The organism is Flavobacterium sp. 2755 (genome assembly GCF_031455715.1).
Taxonomy (GTDB): Bacteria; Bacteroidota; Bacteroidia; order Flavobacteriales; family Flavobacteriaceae; genus Flavobacterium.
On record NZ_JAVDTG010000014.1, the window covers coordinates 16,274 to 35,868 of the forward strand.

Annotated in this window: 17 protein-coding genes and 1 tRNA gene; 9 read left to right on the top strand and 9 right to left on the bottom strand. The window is 32.6% G+C overall.

Annotation, left to right across the window (positions count from 1 at the left end):
- The first annotated feature begins 26 nt into the window (after nt 1-26).
- From J2Y38_RS23140 to J2Y38_RS23175, 8 genes are all read left to right on the top strand, one after another.
- Nucleotides 27-1,346 (top strand): FtsW/RodA/SpoVE family cell cycle protein, encoded by a 1,320-nt coding sequence (locus tag J2Y38_RS23140; RefSeq protein ID WP_309847405.1) that lies wholly within the window; start codon nt 27-29, stop codon nt 1,344-1,346.
- Between the two features lie 37 nt (nt 1,347-1,383).
- Nucleotides 1,384-2,469: an undecaprenyldiphospho-muramoylpentapeptide beta-N-acetylglucosaminyltransferase gene (murG, locus tag J2Y38_RS23145; RefSeq protein WP_309847407.1), complete on the top strand. Its 1,086-nt coding sequence runs from the start codon at nt 1,384-1,386 to the stop codon at nt 2,467-2,469.
- Nucleotides 2,470-2,681: 212 nt separating this feature from the next.
- Nucleotides 2,682-4,031 carry a UDP-N-acetylmuramate--L-alanine ligase gene (gene murC, locus J2Y38_RS23150; protein WP_309847592.1) on the top strand — a complete coding sequence of 450 codons (1,350 nt, stop codon included), beginning with the start codon at nt 2,682-2,684 and terminating at the stop codon, nt 4,029-4,031.
- Nucleotides 4,018-4,740 (top strand): cell division protein FtsQ/DivIB, encoded by a 723-nt coding sequence (locus J2Y38_RS23155; protein WP_056204843.1) that lies wholly within the window; start codon nt 4,018-4,020, stop codon nt 4,738-4,740. The genes murC and J2Y38_RS23155 overlap by 14 nt, the downstream gene beginning before the upstream one ends.
- A 6-nt stretch (nt 4,741-4,746) precedes the next feature.
- Nucleotides 4,747-6,153: a cell division protein FtsA gene (gene ftsA / locus J2Y38_RS23160; protein WP_053472098.1), complete on the top strand. Its 1,407-nt coding sequence runs from the start codon at nt 4,747-4,749 to the stop codon at nt 6,151-6,153.
- Between the two features lie 93 nt (nt 6,154-6,246).
- The gene (gene ftsZ, locus J2Y38_RS23165) at nt 6,247-8,229 is read left to right on the top strand and encodes a cell division protein FtsZ (protein WP_309847410.1); all 1,983 of its coding nucleotides are present in this window, start codon (nt 6,247-6,249) and stop codon (nt 8,227-8,229) included.
- Nucleotides 8,230-8,500: 271 nt separating this feature from the next.
- On the top strand, nt 8,501-8,950 hold the full coding sequence (locus J2Y38_RS23170; protein ID WP_056204850.1) for a GatB/YqeY domain-containing protein: 450 nt from the start codon (nt 8,501-8,503) through the stop codon (nt 8,948-8,950).
- Between the two features lie 71 nt (nt 8,951-9,021).
- Nucleotides 9,022-9,095: transfer RNA gene (locus J2Y38_RS23175), tRNA-Arg, on the top strand.
- A 642-nt stretch (nt 9,096-9,737) separates the two neighbouring features.
- Here the strand turns inward: J2Y38_RS23175 and J2Y38_RS23180 are convergent.
- From J2Y38_RS23180 to J2Y38_RS23210, 7 genes are all read right to left on the bottom strand, one after another.
- The gene (locus tag J2Y38_RS23180) at nt 9,738-10,139 is read right to left on the bottom strand and encodes a hypothetical protein (RefSeq protein WP_309847414.1); all 402 of its coding nucleotides are present in this window, start codon (nt 10,137-10,139) and stop codon (nt 9,738-9,740) included.
- Nucleotides 10,140-10,209: 70 nt separating this feature from the next.
- Nucleotides 10,210-10,755 carry a hypothetical protein gene (locus tag J2Y38_RS23185; RefSeq protein WP_309847417.1) on the bottom strand — a complete coding sequence of 182 codons (546 nt, stop codon included), beginning with the start codon at nt 10,753-10,755 and terminating at the stop codon, nt 10,210-10,212.
- Nucleotides 10,756-10,834: 79 nt separating this feature from the next.
- Nucleotides 10,835-13,036, bottom strand: a complete 2,202-nt coding sequence (locus tag J2Y38_RS23190) for a hypothetical protein (protein ID WP_309847421.1) — start codon at nt 13,034-13,036, stop codon at nt 10,835-10,837.
- A gap of 213 nt (nt 13,037-13,249) precedes the next feature.
- A complete protein-coding gene (locus tag J2Y38_RS23195) occupies nt 13,250-13,546 on the bottom strand; it encodes a hypothetical protein (RefSeq protein ID WP_309847423.1) in 297 nt (98 codons plus the stop codon).
- 4 nt (nt 13,547-13,550) lie between these two features.
- On the bottom strand, nt 13,551-13,814 hold the full coding sequence (locus J2Y38_RS23200; RefSeq protein ID WP_309847426.1) for a helix-turn-helix domain-containing protein: 264 nt from the start codon (nt 13,812-13,814) through the stop codon (nt 13,551-13,553).
- Between the two features lie 120 nt (nt 13,815-13,934).
- Nucleotides 13,935-15,815, bottom strand: coding sequence for a hypothetical protein (locus J2Y38_RS23205; protein ID WP_309847429.1), 1,881 nt, complete (start codon nt 15,813-15,815; stop codon nt 13,935-13,937).
- Nucleotides 15,812-17,116, bottom strand: a complete 1,305-nt coding sequence (locus tag J2Y38_RS23210; protein ID WP_309847432.1) for a phage integrase SAM-like domain-containing protein — start codon at nt 17,114-17,116, stop codon at nt 15,812-15,814. The genes J2Y38_RS23205 and J2Y38_RS23210 overlap by 4 nt, the downstream gene beginning before the upstream one ends.
- Before the next feature lie 324 nt (nt 17,117-17,440).
- Between J2Y38_RS23210 and J2Y38_RS23215 the strand changes: the two genes are divergently transcribed.
- A complete protein-coding gene (locus J2Y38_RS23215) occupies nt 17,441-17,641 on the top strand; it encodes a YqaE/Pmp3 family membrane protein (protein WP_205720334.1) in 201 nt (66 codons plus the stop codon).
- A 286-nt stretch (nt 17,642-17,927) separates the two neighbouring features.
- On the opposite strand, the gene J2Y38_RS23220 is transcribed toward J2Y38_RS23215, so the two are convergent.
- A complete protein-coding gene (locus tag J2Y38_RS23220) occupies nt 17,928-18,530 on the bottom strand; it encodes a dihydrofolate reductase family protein (RefSeq protein WP_309847435.1) in 603 nt (200 codons plus the stop codon).
- Between the two features lie 137 nt (nt 18,531-18,667).
- Nucleotides 18,668-19,516, bottom strand: a complete 849-nt coding sequence (locus J2Y38_RS23225; RefSeq protein ID WP_309847438.1) for an alpha/beta hydrolase — start codon at nt 19,514-19,516, stop codon at nt 18,668-18,670.
- Nucleotides 19,517-19,595 lie beyond the last annotated feature (79 nt).

Here is a 19,595-nt window from a genome sequence, read left to right on the forward strand (position 1 = left end):
CAAAAGAAACCTGAAACAAAACAACAATGAAAGAACTAGTAAACAAACTAAAAGGAGATAGGGTAATATGGTCATTCGTGGCCCTATTGGCATTGTTTTCGTTTATGCCTGTTTTTAGTGCGAGTAGTAATCTGGCGTATATCGGTCATGGAACCGGAAACACATTGGGTTATCTGGTAAAACATTTGGCACACGTTTGTATCGGTTTTTTGATTATTTACTGGGTTCACAAAGTACCGTATCATTATTTTAGAGCAATTTCAAAAATTGCACTTCCGGTGGTTTGGTTGTTGTTATTATACACATTGTTGAAAGGAACTGTAATTGCAGGAGCAAATGCAAGTCGTTGGATTCAGGTACCGTTCATTGGAATCACGTTTCAAACATCAACATTAGCGGCAAGCGTATTATTTATTTACGTAGCCCGTTATTTGTCGAAAACCAAAGAAGAAAATGAGCCGTTTCAAACCTCATTTGTTCAGCTTTGGGTTCCGGTATTTATCACTTTGGCATTAATATTACCAGCCAACTTTTCGACCACAGCGTTGATTTTTGCCATGGTAATGATGCTGACATTTATTGGTAAATATCCATTAAAATATATTGCCTTTATCATTGGCTCAGGAATTGCGATGTTAGCCTTTTTCTTATTGGTAGCAAAAGCATTTCCAGAATCAAGATTCTTTAGCAGGGTATCAACATGGGAAAGTCGTATTATGAACTTTACCACAGATAAGCCAGACGAAGATGATTATCAAATTGAAAAAGCAAAAATTGCAATCGCATCTGGAAGATTAGGCGGATTAGGGCCGGGAAAAAGCGTTCAGAAGAATTTTTTACCACAATCATCTTCGGATTTTATTTACGCGATTGTAGTAGAAGAATATGGTTTAGTAGGCGGAGTTTCGATATTGGTGCTGTATTTATTGTTATTGTTCCGATTTGTGATTGCGTCACATAAAGCCAATACATTATTCGGAAAACTAGTCGTCGTCGGTCTCGGATTTCCGATGATATTTCAGGCCATGATTAATATGGCTGTTGCAGTAGAATTACTGCCGGTAACAGGACAGACGCTTCCGTTGATAAGTTCTGGAGGAAGTTCCATCTGGATGACTTGTTTCTCACTTGGAATAATTATTAGCGTAACTAAGAAAGAGGAAGAAATCGCCGAAGAACAAGAAGAAAAAGAAAGAAGAAAAGAAGCGCTTCAACGATTAATAGATAAAGAATTGGCAGAAGAAGATCTGCCGGTTGATGAAAGAGAAGAAATTTACGAAGAAGAAGCGATGTATTCTATTCAGGATAATTCAAAAAATCCGATGAATGCAGTTTTAAACAAATAATAAAGGATAAATAGTTTAACGATAACTATTACGAGATATGACAAAGTATAAATTCATATTAAGCGGAGGCGGAACAGGAGGGCATATTTATCCTGCAATTGCTATTGCAAATGAATTAAAATTACAATTCCCTGATGCTGAATTTCTTTTTGTAGGTGCCAAAGATAAAATGGAAATGCAAAAAGTACCTCAGGCAGGTTACGAAATAAAAGGTCTTTGGATTGCCGGATTGCAAAGAAAATTAACCTTGCAGAATATGATGTTTCCTCTAAAATTAGCAACAAGTTTGTTAGAATCAAGAAGAATCATCAAACAATTTAAACCAAATGTAGTAATAGGAACTGGAGGTTTTGCCAGCGGACCATTATTACAAGCAGCAGGATCGGCAGGGATTCCAACTGTAATTCAGGAACAGAATTCTTTTCCGGGAATTACAAACAAGCTGCTAAGCAAAAAAGCAAATGCAATTTGTGTGGCCTATGAAAATTTAGAGCGATTTTTTCCAAAAGATAAAATCGTTTTGACAGGGAATCCGGTTCGTCAGGATTTAATTGATATTGATGATAAACGCGACGAAGCAATTGCTTTTTATGGTTTAGATCCAAATAAAAAAACATTGCTGGTTCTGGGCGGAAGTTTAGGCGCAAGAAGAATCAATCAGTTAATTGAAAAAGAATTGCAAAATTTTCTTTCGCAAGATGTTCAGATCATCTGGCAGTGCGGAAAATTATATTTTGAAGATTATAAAAAACACAATCAGCAAAACGTAAGAGTAGTTGATTTTATTGAAAGAATGGATTTTGTTTACGCTGCCGCAGATGTAATTATTTCAAGAGCAGGCGCGTCATCAGTTTCAGAATTATGCATTGTGGGGAAACCGGTAATTTTTATTCCGTCTCCAAATGTTGCTGAAGATCATCAAACAAAAAACGCACAGGCGATTGTCGAGGCTAAAGGTGCCATTTTGTTGAAAGAAACTGAACTAGACAGCGAGTTTAGCATTGTTTTTGAAGCGCTGCTGAAAGATGATGGAAAACAAAAACAATTAAGCGCAAATATTAAAAAACTGGCAAAACCAGATGCGACAAAAGTAATTGTAGAAGAAATTAAAAAGTTGTTATAATATAACTTTTTACAAAAATTATGAAACATTCAGCGAATTGCGCAATGTTATTTTTAGGCAATTTGGTCAAATAAGAAGAAGAAAAATACAAAGACTTAATTATTAGTTTTTTATGAAATTAAAAGCAGTAAACGAGTTTTGAAAAATAGAATTTAAAGAGTAAAGTTTTATGGCTTAAAGCCTAAAACATAATGCTTAAAGTAAAAATTGAAATGAATTTAAATCAAATACAAAACGTTTATTTTATTGGCATCGGAGGAATCGGAATGAGTGCCTTGGCCCGCTATTTTAAATATATCGGGAAACAAGTTTCAGGTTACGATAAAACACCGTCAATGCTGACAAGTGAATTAATTGAAAGTGGTATTGATATTCATTTTGAAGACAATATTAGTTTAATTCCGTCTGATTATTATGTGGAGAATACGCTGGTAATTTTTACACCTGCAGTTCCAAAAACACATTCAGAATGGAATTATTTTATCGAAAGAAATTACGAAATTAAAAAGCGTGCCGAGGTTTTAGGGATTATCACCAAAGACACTTTTAGTTTTGCAGTTGCCGGAACACACGGTAAAACAACAACGTCAAGTATTTTAGGACATATTTTATATGAAAGCGGCGCAGATGTTACGGCATTTGTGGGCGGCATTGTAGAGAATTATAATTCTAATTTAATTGGAACCGGAAAAACGGTAACCGTTGTAGAAGCTGACGAATTTGATCGTTCGTTCCTGCATTTACATCCAAATATTGCCTGCGTGACTTCAATGGATGCAGATCATTTGGATATTTACGGAACAAGTGATGCTATTGAGGCTTCGTTTGTGGAGTTTGCTTCTAAAGTTGAAGATAAAAGCAAATTGTTTATAACCAAAGAATTGCCTCTTGACGGAGTTCAATGTGCTATAAATGAAGATGCTGTATACAAAGCATACAATGTTCGAATTGAAGACGGAAGTTATGTTTTTGATGTGCAGACACCATCAGAAATTATAAAAGACCTTCATTTTGGACTGCCAGGAAAACACAATCTTATGAATGGGTTAATGGCTATTGCGATGGCAAAAACTTATGGTACCCCAACCGATGCTATCGCAAAAGCTATTGCCTCGTTTAACGGAATCAGAAGACGTTTTTCGTATCAGATTAAATCTGAAAAATTAGTTTATATAGATGATTATGCACATCATCCAACAGAAATAAATGCTGTTCATCAAGCAGTTAGGGAATTGTATCCGGGACGTAAAGTTTTGGCAATTTTCCAGCCGCATTTGTTCAGCAGAACAAGAGATTTTGCTGACGGATTTGCCGAAAGCTTATCTCAGTTTGACGAAGTGTTTTTAATGGATATTTATCCGGCACGCGAATTACCGATGGAAGGGATTACATCGCCGTGGCTGTTGGAGAAAATGACCAATTCGAACAAAAAAATTGTTGCAAAAGAAGATCTATTAGCGCAGATCAAAGCCAGTGATGCGCCAATAATTGTAACAATAGGAGCTGGTGATATTGGTGAAATGGTACCGTCAATTAAAAAAATGCTAAATGAAAATATTTAATTGGACAAATATTCGATTAGTACTCATTTTAGGGCTTGTTCTTTTTTTATATTCTTTCGCACAACACCGAAACGGAGATAGAAAATTGAAAAAATCTATGGTCGTTTTTGTAGGAGAAAATACGCTTTTTGTAAAACCGGAAACGGTTAATAAATTGTTGATAGAAAATAAAAGGGACGCTTCCAGTATTAGAAAAGATGAAGTAGATTTGAATAAGATAGAAAAAAACCTTGATACGCAAGACATGATTGAAAAGTCAGATGTTTTTGTAAGTATCGACGGTGTTCTAAAAGCGGTAGTAAAACAGAAGACACCAATAGCGCGAGTTTATGATGGTGATCGCTCTTTTTATATTGACTATGAGGGAAATAAAATGCCCTTGTCAGATAATTTTACGGCGCGAGTTCCTCTTGTTTCAGGGGCAATAAATGAAAAAAATAACGAAGATTTAGCTGCTTTATTTCGCACAATTTACGACGATGCGTTTTTGAAAAAAAACATCATTGCGATACAAATTATGCCTAATGGCAGCCTAAAAATGTTTAACCGAAACTATGATTACTTCATAGATTTTGGTCGTACAATGAATGTTGATAAAAAATTTAGAAACTATAAAGCGTTTTTTCAAAAAGCAGTTTTAGATAGTTCGTTATATAAATACAGCAAGATTGACCTTAGGTTTACGGAACAAGTAGTTTGCACAAAATAATAGAAGATGGAAAAAGATAATATTGCAGTAGGTCTAGATATTGGAACGACAAAAATAGTTGCCATGATAGGCAAGAAGAACGAATATGGTAAACTTGAAATTTTGGGTATTGGGAAATCCAAAAGTTTAGGTGTTGCAAGAGGTGTTGTTAACAACATTACGCAGACTATTCAATCGATTCAGCAAGCAATACTTGAAGCAGAAAATAATTCAGGTTACAAAATAAAAGATGTTGTGGTGGGTATCGCCGGACAGCACATCAGAAGTATTCAGCATACAGATTACATCAGCCGTAATAATCCGGAAGAAGTAATTGGCGAAAAAGATATTCAGCTTTTAATCGATCAGGTAAATAAACTGGCAATGTTACCGGGAGAAGAAATTATTCACGTTCTGCCGCAGGAATTTAAAATCGACGGACAGTCTGAAATAAAAGAGCCAATCGGGATGTACGGCGGAAGATTAGAATCTAGTTTTCACGTTGTAGTAGGACAGGCTTCTTCAATCAGAAATGTTGGAAGATGTATTCAGAGTTCAGGAATCGAATTATCAGGATTGACATTAGAACCATTAGCTTCGGCAGATGCCGTTTTAAGTCAGGAAGAAAAAGAAGCTGGAGTTGCGCTTATCGATATTGGTGGCGGAACTACAGATTTAGCCATTTTTAAAGACGGAATTATTCGCCATACCGCTGTAATCCCTTTTGGAGGAAATGTAATTACAGATGATATTAAAGAAGGCTGTTCGATTATCGAAAAACAAGCAGAGCTTTTAAAAATAAAATTCGGATCAGCATGGCCGGGAGAAAATAAAGACAACGAAATTGTTTCTATTCCAGGTTTAAGAGGAAGAGAGCCAAAAGAGATTTCGCTTAAAAACTTATCTAAAATTATTCACGCCCGTGTTGTGGAAATTGTAGAACAGGTTTTCGCAGAAATAAAAGCTTACGGACACGAAGATCCCCGCAAAAAATTAATTGCAGGAATCGTTCTTACAGGTGGTGGAGCTCAGCTAAAACATATTAAACAATTAGTAGAGTATATTACTGGGATGGATACCAGAATTGGATATCCAAACGAGCATTTAGCTGGAAACTCAAGCGAAGAAATTTCTAGTCCGTTATTTGCAACCGCTGTTGGATTAGTAATGAACAGCATTGAAAACAGCACACAAAGCGCAATTAGAATGGAAGTTGTAAATGAACAGCCAAAAGTTGTTTATAGAAATGTTCCTCCGCCGGTGCAGCGATACGAAGTTGAAGAAAACTACGTTGAACAAGTAGAAACTTTTGAAGAACCAAGAGAAGTGAAAACGACAAAGGTTGCTGCAGAATCTACAGAAACAAAAATAAGACGATCATTTTTTGATAGATATGTCGATAAAATCAAAGATTTTTTAGACAACGCTGAGTAAATATAAGCCGAATAAAAAGAGAAAAGGATTACTTTTTGCCCCAAGTCAAGAAGTAAAAAATGTACTAAATAAGAATTTCAAAAAACCAAAAAGATGATGAGCAACTCAGAATTTGGAAGTATTTCATTTGATTTACCGAAAAACCAATCAAATGTAATCAAAGTAATAGGTGTAGGTGGAGGTGGTAGTAACGCGATTAACCACATGTTTAAACAAGGGATTAAAGGTGTAGATTTTATCGTATGTAATACCGATTCACAAGCATTGCAAAATAGTTCAGTACCTAACAAAATTCAGTTAGGTATGAATTTAACAGAAGGTTTAGGAGCAGGAGCAAATCCTGATGTAGGACAACAGTCTGCTATTGAAAGTATCGCTGACATTGAAAAAATGTTAGACCGTGGTACTAAAATGGTATTTATTACCGCAGGTATGGGTGGAGGAACCGGAACAGGTGCTGCACCAGTTATCGCACAATTAGCAAAAGAAAGAGAGATCCTTACAGTAGGTATCGTGACAATTCCGTTTCAGTTTGAAGGGAAAGTACGCCAGGAGCAAGCTTTATTGGGAATCGAAAAATTACGTAAACAAGTTGACTCTTTAATCGTAATTAACAATAATAAATTAAGAGAAGTTTACGGAAATCTTGGTTTCAAAGCAGGATTCTCAAAAGCAGATGAAGTTTTAGCAACAGCCTCTAGAGGTATTGCTGAAGTAATTACGCACCACTATACTCAAAATATCGATTTACGCGATGCTAAAACAGTTTTGGCAAACAGCGGAACGGCTATTATGGGATCTGCTGTGGCAGAAGGAGAAAACAGAGCAAAAGATGCTATCGTATCTGCCTTGGATTCACCTTTATTAAATGACAATAAAATTACAGGAGCCAAAAACGTATTGTTGCTTATCGTTTCTGGATCTAACGAAATAACGCTTGACGAAATCGGAGAAATCAATGATCACATTCAGGCAGAAGCAGGTTATAATGCTAATATTATCATGGGAGTTGGTGAAGACGAAACCCTTGGTGAAGCTATTGCAGTAACTATTATTGCTACTGGTTTTGATGTTGAACAACAAAACGAAATCGTTAATACGGAGCCTAAAAAAATCATTCACACGTTAGAAGATGAGCAAAGAAGTGTTCACAATTTAACAAACAGACCGCTTACTTCTTTTGATTTAAATGCAGAGACACCTATTGCAAAAACAGAAGATAAAGTAGTTTTTGATTTAATGGAAGATACGGTTGCTCCCGTAATTCAAACTCCAGTTGCGCCGGTAACAACGCCAACAATTAATCAGGAAGAATTGGTAGTGATGTCTGAGTTTATTAAAAACCTTGATGTGACTTTTGAAATCGTTTCACCAATTACTGATATTGATTTTAAAATTTCAACTCCGGCAGCAGTTGTTCAGGAAGTGAAACCTGTACAGCAGCAAAGAACTTTTGAAAGAGAAGAACAAACTACTTTTTCATTTGATTTACCGCTTTTCAAGTCTGAGCCAGAAGTGAAAAGAGAGCCGGCAGCAGAGCAGGAAAATAAAATCATGTTTGAGTTAACAAACGAAACTCGTAACATTAAAGTAAACGATCCAGTTTCATTTGTTCCGGTAACAGAACTTTCTGATAACGGAATTATCAAATATTCGTTAGAAGAATATATGGAAGTTGAAAATGAATTAACAGCTTCTAAACCAGTTGAAAAAGTGATTGAAGATACAGTTCCTGAGGAATTGAACATTACTTTGAAACCAAGAGTTGATTTTGCAAGTCAGCCTGATTTTACAACAACTTCAGAAGTTTCTCCATTAGAATTAACAATTGAAGAAACACTTCGTTTAAGAGCTGAAGAAAGAAGAAAGAAACTAAAAGAATTTAATTATAAATTCCACAATAACGTTTCAAGAATCGATGAGTTGGAAAAAGAGCCGGCTTACAAAAGATTAGGAATCGATTTATCGAATTCTCAATCAAACAATACAAATTCCAGAATTTCGGTTGGAACAGATAGTAACAACGATTTGCAATTGCGTTCAAACAATTCATTTTTGCACGACAACGTAGATTAATTTTACAATCATAATATTAGGATAGCCCGAAAATTGGATTTAATTTTCGGGTTATTTTTTTTATCTTCGCACAGAATTTAGAAATTTGACTTTTAAATTAGTATTTTAAAGACAATATTGTCACCCTGAGCGAAGTCGAAGGGCTTTTTGTCGGAAAGGGCTTCGACTTCGCTCAGCCTGACAAATTAGAAATACTAGTTAAAATAAAAAAAACACCTAATTAATAGATCAATTTATAAGCATTAGCTTATTCAAATAAAAAAAATAAAAGATGAGTTTACAAACACAAATCATGGAAGAGATTAAAACTGCCATGAAAGCAAAAGATACAGTAGCATTAGAATCTTTAAGAGCAATTAAATCTGAATTATTATTAGCTTCAACAGCTTCTGGATCTAAAGAAGAATTATCAGAAGACGATGAAATTAAATTACTTCAAAGATTAGTTAAAACTCGTAAAGAAAGCGCAAGAATTTTTACAGAACAAAACCGTCCAGATTTAGCAGAACCAGAATTGGCTCAGGTTGCTGTAATCGAGAAATTTTTACCAGCGCAGTTAAGCGAAGAAGAAGTAGAAGCTGTAGTTGCAAAAATTATCGCTGAAACTGGAGCTTCAGGAATTGCTTCAATGGGTAAAGTTATGGGATTAGCTTCTGCTCAATTAGGCGGAACTGCTGAAGGAAAAACTATTTCTACAATTGTGAAAAAATTACTTTCGTAAAAAATTTTAGATTTTAGAGTTCAGATTTTAGATTGAATCGGAATTCTAAAGTCATAAATCTAAAATAAAATGACCGCGTAGTTCAACTGGATAGAATATCAGATTTCGGCTCTGAGGGTTGGGGGTTCGAACCCCTCCGCGGTCACTATAAATGCTAATTTATTGGTGTTTACAAAGGTTTTGTGCAACCAGCGTGCAACTAAGTTGTAAACGGTTTCATAAAACCTTTTTTTTAGTTTAATTCAGTTAACTAAAGATTAAGAGAAAAGGTAATACGTGCGAACAGATAGTTGCATATTTGTTTCTTCTTTTTTACGGGTACAAAAACTCAATTTTGATTTCGTCTATCACTGCCAAAAATTATTAATTACACTACCTGTACGCGCGCGCGTATTGTTTTGATTTTGAAAAAAAAATTGATTAATCAAATTTTTTCAAATTGAATCGGACGAAATGAACGATATAAAAAGGATTTCACTTGTGAACAGATACCTATAAATTACACGCGAACAGATAGGCACGAACTTTTAGGTATTTTGGCATAGAGAAGAAAAGTAAAACAATACGCGCGCGTAATGGTCTCCTTTTATCTCGCGCGAACAGATAGGGAAATATTTGCTAAATGGTATCAGTGCAAATCCTGATTCTACATAAACAACGATACTACTTTTAACTAATTTAGATTGATAAAGTGCCTTTTAATGCTTAATTTTGATATGTTTACTGCTTGCCTGTGGTTGGACTGTTTGAATAAAAAAAGGCGTTCCTTATGGTTCGCCTTTCTCATTTAGTAACTATTGATTGCAGTTAACTTATCATCGTCAAAATGATAATAAGTTTTACCGTAAATATAAATCCGAGATATTCCGTTGTAACTTTGAAAAGTAGAAGTGTCGTCAGGTTGTCCAAGTATTTTTACAACATCATAGTTAGTCATTCCTAATGTTACTTGTTTTTTGGGTTGCTTTGTATAAAATTTAGATTGTACTTTGTAGATATTGCAATCAATTTCGACCTCTGCATAATCTTCATGTAATTTGATTAAGTCTAAGGTTGCACCGTGTCCGTAATATTTAAAAAGTTTTCCGTTTTCATCATAAACCTCTGTTTCATTTGCAACTTTTAATTTTTCTTGTGCTAAAACATTAATGGAAATTAAAAACAATATGATAATTAGAAAATTTTTCATCGTCAATGATTTAGTTTGAAATTTGTAAAGCGAGTTCTTCGTTGAAATTAATTTTATCAGGTTATGTATATTACTTAATAAATTTTGATAATTCAGCTTTCTTTAAATCGTACTGCTCTTTTGTTATTAGTTCTAGTTCATATTTATCTTTTGCTTTTTTTAGCTCTGACAAAGCTTGGTCGCTTGTCATTCCATAAGACACAATCTCTTGGTTTGCAATCGCATTTTCAAAATCAATATTGAAGTTGTTGATTCCAATTGAACTTTTTGTTTTTAACCATATTGTAAATCCTGCTTTTTTTGTCCCTAATATTTTAAATTTAATAATCTCGGTTTTTTGTCCACTAAGTGATATAGTAGCAGGAACAAGAGGCATCATTATTCCATCTCCCGTTGAGATAAAAGCAAAGACATTATTCTTAGTAGGAATTCCGATTGTTAATATGTCACCAACTTTATAGCTTGATCCATCTTTTGCAATATATTCAGTTATGTCATTGTCAAATTTAGGACGTTCTTTTGAATTTGTAATATTTTCATAAGTAGCTTTTACGCTTTCTTGACAAAAACTGTTTACTGCTGATAATAAAATAAAGCTTAGTAATATTTTTTTCATTTTCATTTTTCCTTTAAAATTTATAATCTTCAAATCTAGTCTTTTCTATTTAAACTTAAATACGGTTTTCCATACTTTCTTAATCTAGAGGAAAGTCTAGCTGTGGAAAACTAAATTTTCCTTTTGGTTTTACTTGTTTTAAAACGAGTTTTTCTTTAAAGTCAATTTTATGAAAATTACAATATTCTTTGAAAAATACTTCGCCTCGGCTGTAAGCGTCTTCAATGGTAGTATTATTAAAAATGCTTTTACTAATATCAGTATCAAATACATTGCTCAAATTTGAAATAGGTACAATTTCCTGTTTTAATATTGTCATGTATCTTAAATCAAATTCAATAGCTCCAGCTTCAACACTATCAAAATTTTTGTCACTAACTGATTTAATCAAATCGGCTTTTAAGTTTTTAATGACTTCTAAATCTCTTTTAATTTCTAATTCAGTGGCTTGTCCTGAAATGTCACATAGTATTAATAGCAATTGTTTGGTAATAATTCTATTGTTGACTAATTCATTAAACTTTATTAATGATTTTTCGTAGGCTTTTATTTTCTTCTTTAAAAAAGCATTTTGTTGTTGTTGTTTTAACGATAACGACTTAAAAAGTATGCTCTTTATAGAAGTGTTATAAAGAGTTTCATTCTTAACTTGTTTTCGTCGTGCGCGCTGTAATCCTGTACATAATAAATTAAATTTTTGAATGATTGCAAAAACGAGTAAATTGTTCTTTCGTGCTCCATTTTGATTAATTGGGTTTATGTAATTATAATCTTCAATTGTTATGCGTTCTTCAATTAAGCAAAAGAGTTCTTTGAAGTTATTTTGATTATTAACTTTTTTTAAAGCATCATATTTCGCTTTGTTAAAGTCGCCTCTTTTTTTAAAACTCATTTGCTCTGTTATTGTGTAATTACGTTCCTTAATTAATATTAAAGCTGGATTGTATTTAAATTTAATAACTCTTAAATACACTGATTTTACATTAAAAATGTATTGACTATTTGCACGAATGTGTTGCAATATTTTATAAACCGTATCACGATTTGTTTTTCTTCTATTTAAACATTGTAAAGTACTTAACATTGCGTGTAGTCTACGGAGAAACTGCAGGTAAGTTGTTTGATAGTCATTTAAATTAAATCCCGCGCTTGTATACGGGAACTTATCGTTATAAAACTTAAAACCATTTGCTTCACCTTTTACCTCGCCTTTTTTGGTTGGTTCAGTTCTGTCTATTAAGGTTAAACCTTGTGGTATACTGCTAATGTATTCGTAAGGTATTCGCTTGTCAGATAATCCAAAACTTTCTTTATAGGCTGGTCTGTTTAGTTCTTTATAACCAAAATCGCAATTTGGTTCAATTTTTAATATTGTTGGTTTTACTTTGTCATCAATAAAAAGTACTGCATCGTGTAACCTCGTTGCGCGTTGCAAATTGTTTATAAAAATAAAATTCTTAATTGCGTTGCTTTCTTGTTCTGTCATAAACGAATAAAACTTAATCGTAGGATGATGAGTTAATTCTAAAATGATCGCACATTGTTCCGCTGTATAACCACAAGACAAAAAGAACTCTGTTGTTTGCTCTTTGCTTTTATAGTTGCCACTGTTGCACATTTTATTGAATAAAATCTTTGCTTCACCACGCGTTATACTTTTTGCTTTCATTAGGTTGTTGTAAACCAAGTCTTTTAAGTTTGATCCTGTTTCAATATCTAAGAAAGTAGGGAATGCGCTTTTAATATCACACTCAATTAATTTAAAAGGTGTGAGGCTTCTTAATTGTCTTGAGGTTTGCGGTAATGAGCTAAACTCTCTATTGTCATTTATATTGCAGTTAAAGTGTGTGACGGATAGTTTTAGTTCTTTACATACTAAAAGCAAAATACTGTAATACCATTGACTAACTAAAGTAAATCCGTTTATAGTTTTCTTTTTTATTGACTTTTCAATGTCATTATATTTTTTGTCTAAATAAATAGGATCGTATTTGTATTCTTGAGTTGGTAATTTTCTTCCTGTTTCTATGTAATGATTTAAATAGTCGATGTGTTGATGATGTCCGAAATGTTCAGAATTAAAAAACCAGGCACATTGTATAATTAGCCAGCAATGTTTAAATAAAAAAGCATCATTTAATTTATAATATTTAACATCAATTTCATGTATGGCTGTGTATTGAGTTAGATTATTCGCATCTAAAAAGCCTTTTACCATTTCAATTGTATAGTAACTATCTTTTATTTTATCCTTGAAAATTTCAGAATAAAAATAAGCCATTGCCAAAAGTGTAATTTCTGAAAACGGAATACCGCTACCGTTTTTATTGTCGCCTTTAATATTATTTAAGGCATCAAAAAAAACGGCTTGAGTATTATTTGAAATACGGTGCTGTATGTCATATTTTAAATTAGAAGTATTGAAAAAATCTAACTTAATCCATTCAGAAATATAGGTTCTTGGCACGGCTTGTTTTGTAGCCGTGTCCATTGCCTAAACTTTGTATTTTAAAAGTAATTCTATGCTCGTTGTTAAATAAGTTGCTCGGTGTTTGGTTTTTTTACACAAACCTTTGAAGACTTCGAAAAGTAAACCCTCTTTTTCAAATTGCCTTTTAAAACGAGTTAAATTCTTTTGTGGAATTCCTGTTTTAGCCGTTACCATTGAATTTGTTGCAACGTGCTTTTTTAGGTAGTTAAAATAGTAAGTTTTTTGATTAGCATAGCTTTTGTCCGTGGCGTTGTTTAAGTTGCTTAAACCGCTCGCCTGTGATTGATTACTATTATTCATAAGATTATGAATTAATAGGTTTAACGGCTTCTAATACTTCACTACGTTTGTATAAAACGCGGTTTCCGATTCCGTAGGATTTTAGTTTGCCCGATTTCGTATGTTTCCATAAACTTGTAAAATTTATTCCTAAAATTTCGCAAGCTTCTCTTCGATTAAGAAACTCTTTAACGATTGGTAATTGTTCAACCATTTGTGGTTGTAAAAGTGGTGCAATTGCTTCGGCTAGTTCTTGAATAGAAATGCCATTTAAAAAAATTTGATTCATTGTGAATTCATTTAAAGTGAATCACAATGATATTGAGTGTTTTAAGGGGTTTTCAATGGGTATAAATAGTATTTTTATGGTATAAAAATGGTATGTATAGTTCTTTGAATTTTACATAAGCTATAATTTTAAAAAACTGTTTTCAAGTGCGAATAGAATAGGTTTTTCTACCTCGTCATATCTTTCTGATTTTGCGAATTTCTTTATTTCAATTCCTATTCTTGTTTTTATCAAAAGTTTGTATTCTTCTTGTTTTAAATTAAAAATAAAACTCTTTTTATCAGCATCTTTTTTTAAGAAATGAAGGATGTTTACATATTTTACAGTAGTTTTTTGTGAAGGTCTGTAATTTTCAACGAGAAATTCAAAAAATTGATTTCCTTTTGTGTTGGTCGGTTGTCCCAAATAAGTATCTTCTGTTTTAAGAGTGCTTTCTAAAATAGAAACATTGTCTTTTGAATTTTTTTCATTTTCTGTTAAATCTATCGCCTTACGAATCATTTCATCCTTTAATTGTAATGTTTTAGTTTCGTAAACAATGTTAAAAAGATCATCGAATTGATTTTGAATTTCTTTTTGTTTTTTGGTTTGATTATTCTCGGATAGTAATCCAGCAAAAGCAACTACGGTTAGCTCTATGCGATCACTATCTGTCAATTGGTTTTTACTTTTTGTTCGAATATAATCGAATGAATCATTTGAAGCTTTATAAATGTTTGCTAGTTCTCCATACTGAATTATTATGCCTTTAGTGTAGGCTTCAAATAATTGATTATAATGATCATCATTTATTGATTTTGTTTTGATTGAATGCAAATCCATTTCAAAAGAGTATTCTATTCCTTGAATTGCCATTTCCTCAGCATTTTTTATTATTTCAAAGGTTTCTTTCTTGTTGATTAAATAGTTTTTGCTCGTGGCATCTTGCCGACGCTGATTTAAATCACTTAGCATTTTTATTTTACTTAACTCTATTTTTTTATTTAGAGCTTTTTCTAACTCTTTGAACTCTTTTTTTAATGGACTTTTATAAACATCAATTCCGATTTTATTTTTCAATACATCAATCCAATCATTAAAAATGAAAACATAATAGTCTCTAATTTTAATAGCGATTTGTATGTTATCATCAATTCGCTCATTGTAAGTTATTGTCTTTCCGAATTTTTTAATTTCTTCCAAATTGTTTTTTACAACATCTGTCTTGATGTTAATTACAGTAATTAGCGATATGCTGTTAGTGTCTTTGTAGGTATTTATTGCTTTGTATAATTGAGTAACATCATTTATAAGGGAAAATAAATATTTATTATACGTGCTTAATAAATTTTGAGTTTCGTTTAGGCTTTTATTGTTTTTTAAATTATCATTTTGCTGATTTAAAACGGAAACAGTTGCATTGTGATAAAAAAGTGGATTCTCAATACCATCAACACGTTTATTTATAACGTTGCTAAAAAAGTGATGTCTGTAAGATTTAAGATATTTTTCAATATTTATTTCTTCTATTTCTTCGCTATCAGATTGATGTTCAGTTAATTTTTTTGCTAGAAAAGAGTTGTAAGCCTTACAGATTTCAATACCTTTATTCGGATTTACATTTAAGTATAATCTCATTTTAATTTCTTTAGCTAAAAAAGAACTTTGAATAGTGTTATTTTGTTCAATCTGCTTTTCAATAAAATTTTTGGTTTGTTCAATTTTATTAAAAAGAGCTCCTAATTCTTTGTGCTGATTTTCTAGGAATTTTAAACGTGCCAATTCATAATATTCAGGTACTAAATCAGGACAATGAAAAGGGAATCTTAAATTATCATCTTTGAGATAAATTTTTCTGTAAAAATCATTCTCAGTGTAAAGTTTGTTTTCGGGTTTGCTTGCATAAAATTTTCCCTCGTTGCACTCCAAGTGGTATGAACTTTTGGTGTTGTAAAGATCATTAATGTGTTCTTCACTCAATCCGAAACTTTGTAAATTTTCTCTAGTTAATTCTAAAATCATTTTGCCTGTGATTTATGTACAACGTCCAAAATGGGCGTTTTTTCTTTAGGGGTTAATTTACTAAAATATTCTAACATTTGGTAAGCGTTGTCGTATGTTGTTTTCCCGATGTAGGATAAAAACATTCGCTCAGAACCGTGAGCGGTTATGTTCATTAAAACGGGGGTTGGTATTCTGCCATAAAAGTTAGTAGCAAATGAACGACGACAAACGTGCGAGCTAATAACTTTATACTTTGGGAACGTTCCTTTTGTGGTCGCTTGATTATTTTTTAATTTCTCACGTCCTTTTGTCGGTTCTGTTAGTTTAGCTTCTTCGCACACGTCTTTTATGTATTCGTTAAATCTCACTAATGAAATTTTATAAGGCAAACCACTTTCTATTATTTCTATCGCTTCCGGTAATAACGGTATTGCAACCAGCTTTCCTGTTTTTTGTTGCTTTAGTTCAATTATTTTCATTCCGTTTAGCTCTTTTATATTTTTATCAGTAATGTTTAATAAATCGCCTCCACGTTGCCCAATCAAGCAACCCAATAACAGCCATTTGCGCGCATTAATAAGAGATTCTCTTAAAAGGGTTGCATTTTTTATTAGTTCCTGCTCCGATTCATTTAAAAAAATAATGTCTTCGGGTTCTCTACTTTCAGAAACTCCCTTAATATTTTTTACTTGTGTTGAGATTTCAATGTCATTTTTTGACGCGTCAATACAGATTGTAGTTATGTTGGCAATATTCTTTCCTACGTAGTTTATCGAATAATCTTTGCTAAAAAGCCAATTTTTATATTTTTCGACAAATTGTAAATTAATATCTCGTATGATAATTTTTTTATTCTTTAAAACCTCAGCTTCATACTTTTCAATTGTTCTTTTAAAGAGCTTTAAGTTTTGTACGCGTCCTTTACTTAAACCAAGTTCCTTTTTTGCATTTGGTTTGTAAGGAGCATCATCAATATATTTTTGTATGTAGTTGGTTAAAATGTCTAATTCAATAACGGGTATTTTGTTATTAAATAAATCGATCTGTAATTGTAACCAATCATTTGTAAAATCTATTCCAGCACTCACACCATTATTATAGGCATCATTTATAAAAACGGCAAGTTTTTCAAGTTTTATTTTTAACGTTTTTAATTCTTGTCCTCTTTGAATTGGTATTGCTTTTTCTTCATTCCAATCTTTAGCATCAATTATAAAACCTGTTTTCTTTATTAAACGTGTTTCTCGATTAATTGAGTAACGAACAAAAATATTTGAGTTGTCGTTTTTCGAGCGAAGTATAAATTTGAGCGTTGCCATAAATTGATATTTGAATAATCAAATTTAATTAAATTAAAAATGTTGTGCAACCAATGTGCAACCAAAAGTGTATTACTATGAATTATTGCGATTCACTATGAAATATTAAACTTGACAGTTCCTTATTTTACAGTGTATTTTAAAATATTTGATTTTGTTAGTATTTATGGGTTTTGTCCCCTCCGCGGTCACTAGATAAAAAAAGCCTGCAAAATAATATATTTTGCAGGCTTTTTTTTTATTGGTTCGAGAAAAACTTTGTAATATTGAAAGTTGAGATCGATACATCAAATTACTTTGGTCAAATAATAAATAAATAATAGTATGATGACACTAATTGCAATATTTTTTCCGTCCCTTTCTTTTTTATTGAGAGGTAAAATTTTTACTGCCATTATCTGTTTAATTCTGCAGATAACTTTGATTGGCTGGATTCCTGCTGCAATTTGGGCTGTGATTTCTTTACAAAATTCAAGAGCAGATAAACGTAATGAGAAATTGATAAAAGCGACGAGAGCCAGGTAAACAAACTTTTACTTTTAAAGTTTTTCTTTTAAACGGAACGTAAAAATCTTAAGCTTAGTTATTTCTCAGATCGTTTTTTTCTAAAATTTTTAATCAAAACAATAACTGAAAACACAAAAACAATACTATACACAATTGCCAGTGCCGGTTTTTCAAATTTTAGTGTTTCAAAGTCGAATTGCTTATAGAGCGCTGCACCTAAAATGATTGCAACAATAGTAAAAGTAAATACTGGTACATTGTTTTTGTTTTCAATGTTTTTGATATTTTGGTTTTATAAGGTTAATTATTTAATAGTTTCTCCCGCATTTCCTGTTTTCACTTCTCCAGCTCGTTTATAACTGGCTAAAATGACTCCTGTTGTAGTTACAGTACTTTCTGTTAAAGTAAATCCTGATGGATGCGCAGTATTGTCAAAAAGCTTTTTTCCTTTACCAAGCAATAAAGGATGAATTTTCAATTTAAGTTCATCTACCAAATCATTTTTCAATAATAAATGAACAAGTTCACTGCTTCCCCAAACCTGAATATCCAAACCTTCTAAAGCTTTAAGTTTCTTTATATCGGCCAGACTTTTGATGAAATTAGAATTTTTCCAATCTGATTTTTTTCTGGTTTTAGAGAAAACATATTTATTACCTTCATTAATTCCCGGCCAAAATTCTGTGTTTTTAGGCCAGTAATCTTCCCAGATTTCAAAAGTTTTTCTCCCTAAAAGATAATCTGCAGGTTTTATTTCATTTGCTACAGCTTTACTATAAACTTCATCGCCAAATGGTGCTGTCCAGCCGCCAAATTTAAATCCGTCTGATTTATCCTCTTTTGGTCCGCCCGGAGCCTGCATAACCCCATCTAACGAAATCATTGACAAAACAATTATTTTTCTCATAATGTATTGATTTTGTGGATATGTAAATTTAACGAACATTTTTTTAAGGGCAATAAACCTAAAGGCACTAAAATAAAAAAAGGTTTTAGTTCTTTTTTGAGACTAAAACCTTTATAATCGATTTAATTTCCGGAAACCTATTTTGTATTCTGTAAAAAATTATCGATGTAATTTACTACCAGTGGAATATTTTGATGCTGAGGAGCATGCCCTGTTTGTGGCAGAACAATTAACTGTGATGTTGGAAGCTGTTTGGTCAGCGGATACCAATTTTCTACAGCAAAACTAGTGTCGTGATCTCCGGAAATAATTAATATGGGTGTTTTGGTTGTTTTCAGTTTATCTCTATAATTGTCTTTGTCTTCGGCAGCGCCTTCGCCTCCGGCAAAATAAAGCTGAAAAACATCCATAGTCGATGGAATTTTAGAGACATCAATTCTTTGAGCAATTCGGTCGTGAGAAGCTTTTGCGGCTTTTCTGCTTTCTTCAGATTCTGGTTCGAAGAAAAGTATAACTTCATCTTCAAAATCATTTATCGGTTTTAAAGCATGATCCAGAAAAGATTGTTCCAGCGGTACAACTCTTTTTCCTATCGGGCCAGTTCCTAATAAAATTGTATGTGTAGCCAATTCTGGATATTGGTGTGTTGCGGCTTGTGTAACCAATCCACCATACGACCAACCCATTAAAATGGCGCTTTTGATTTTTAGAAAATCAGCCAGATCTTTTACATCTTTGGCTACTTCTTTAATATCTGTTGGAAGTGTTCCTGTTGAATAACCAATTCCCGAATAATCAAAAGTAACAACCTGATGTTTTTCTGCCAGCAGATCTAAAAATAACGGATCCCAAGTGTCAAGGATTCCTCTAAAACGGTTAATTAAAATAATTGGAGTTCCCTCGCCAATTGATCTGTAAGCGATTGTTCGACCAGAAAGTTCTGCAAATTTTGTTTCTGAATTTGATGCGTTTATTTTTGTGCTCATTGGTTTAAATTTTGGTTAATAATGAATTACTAAAACAATTTTAATGCCTTTGAAAGTTTTATTTACAAATCAAACCTTT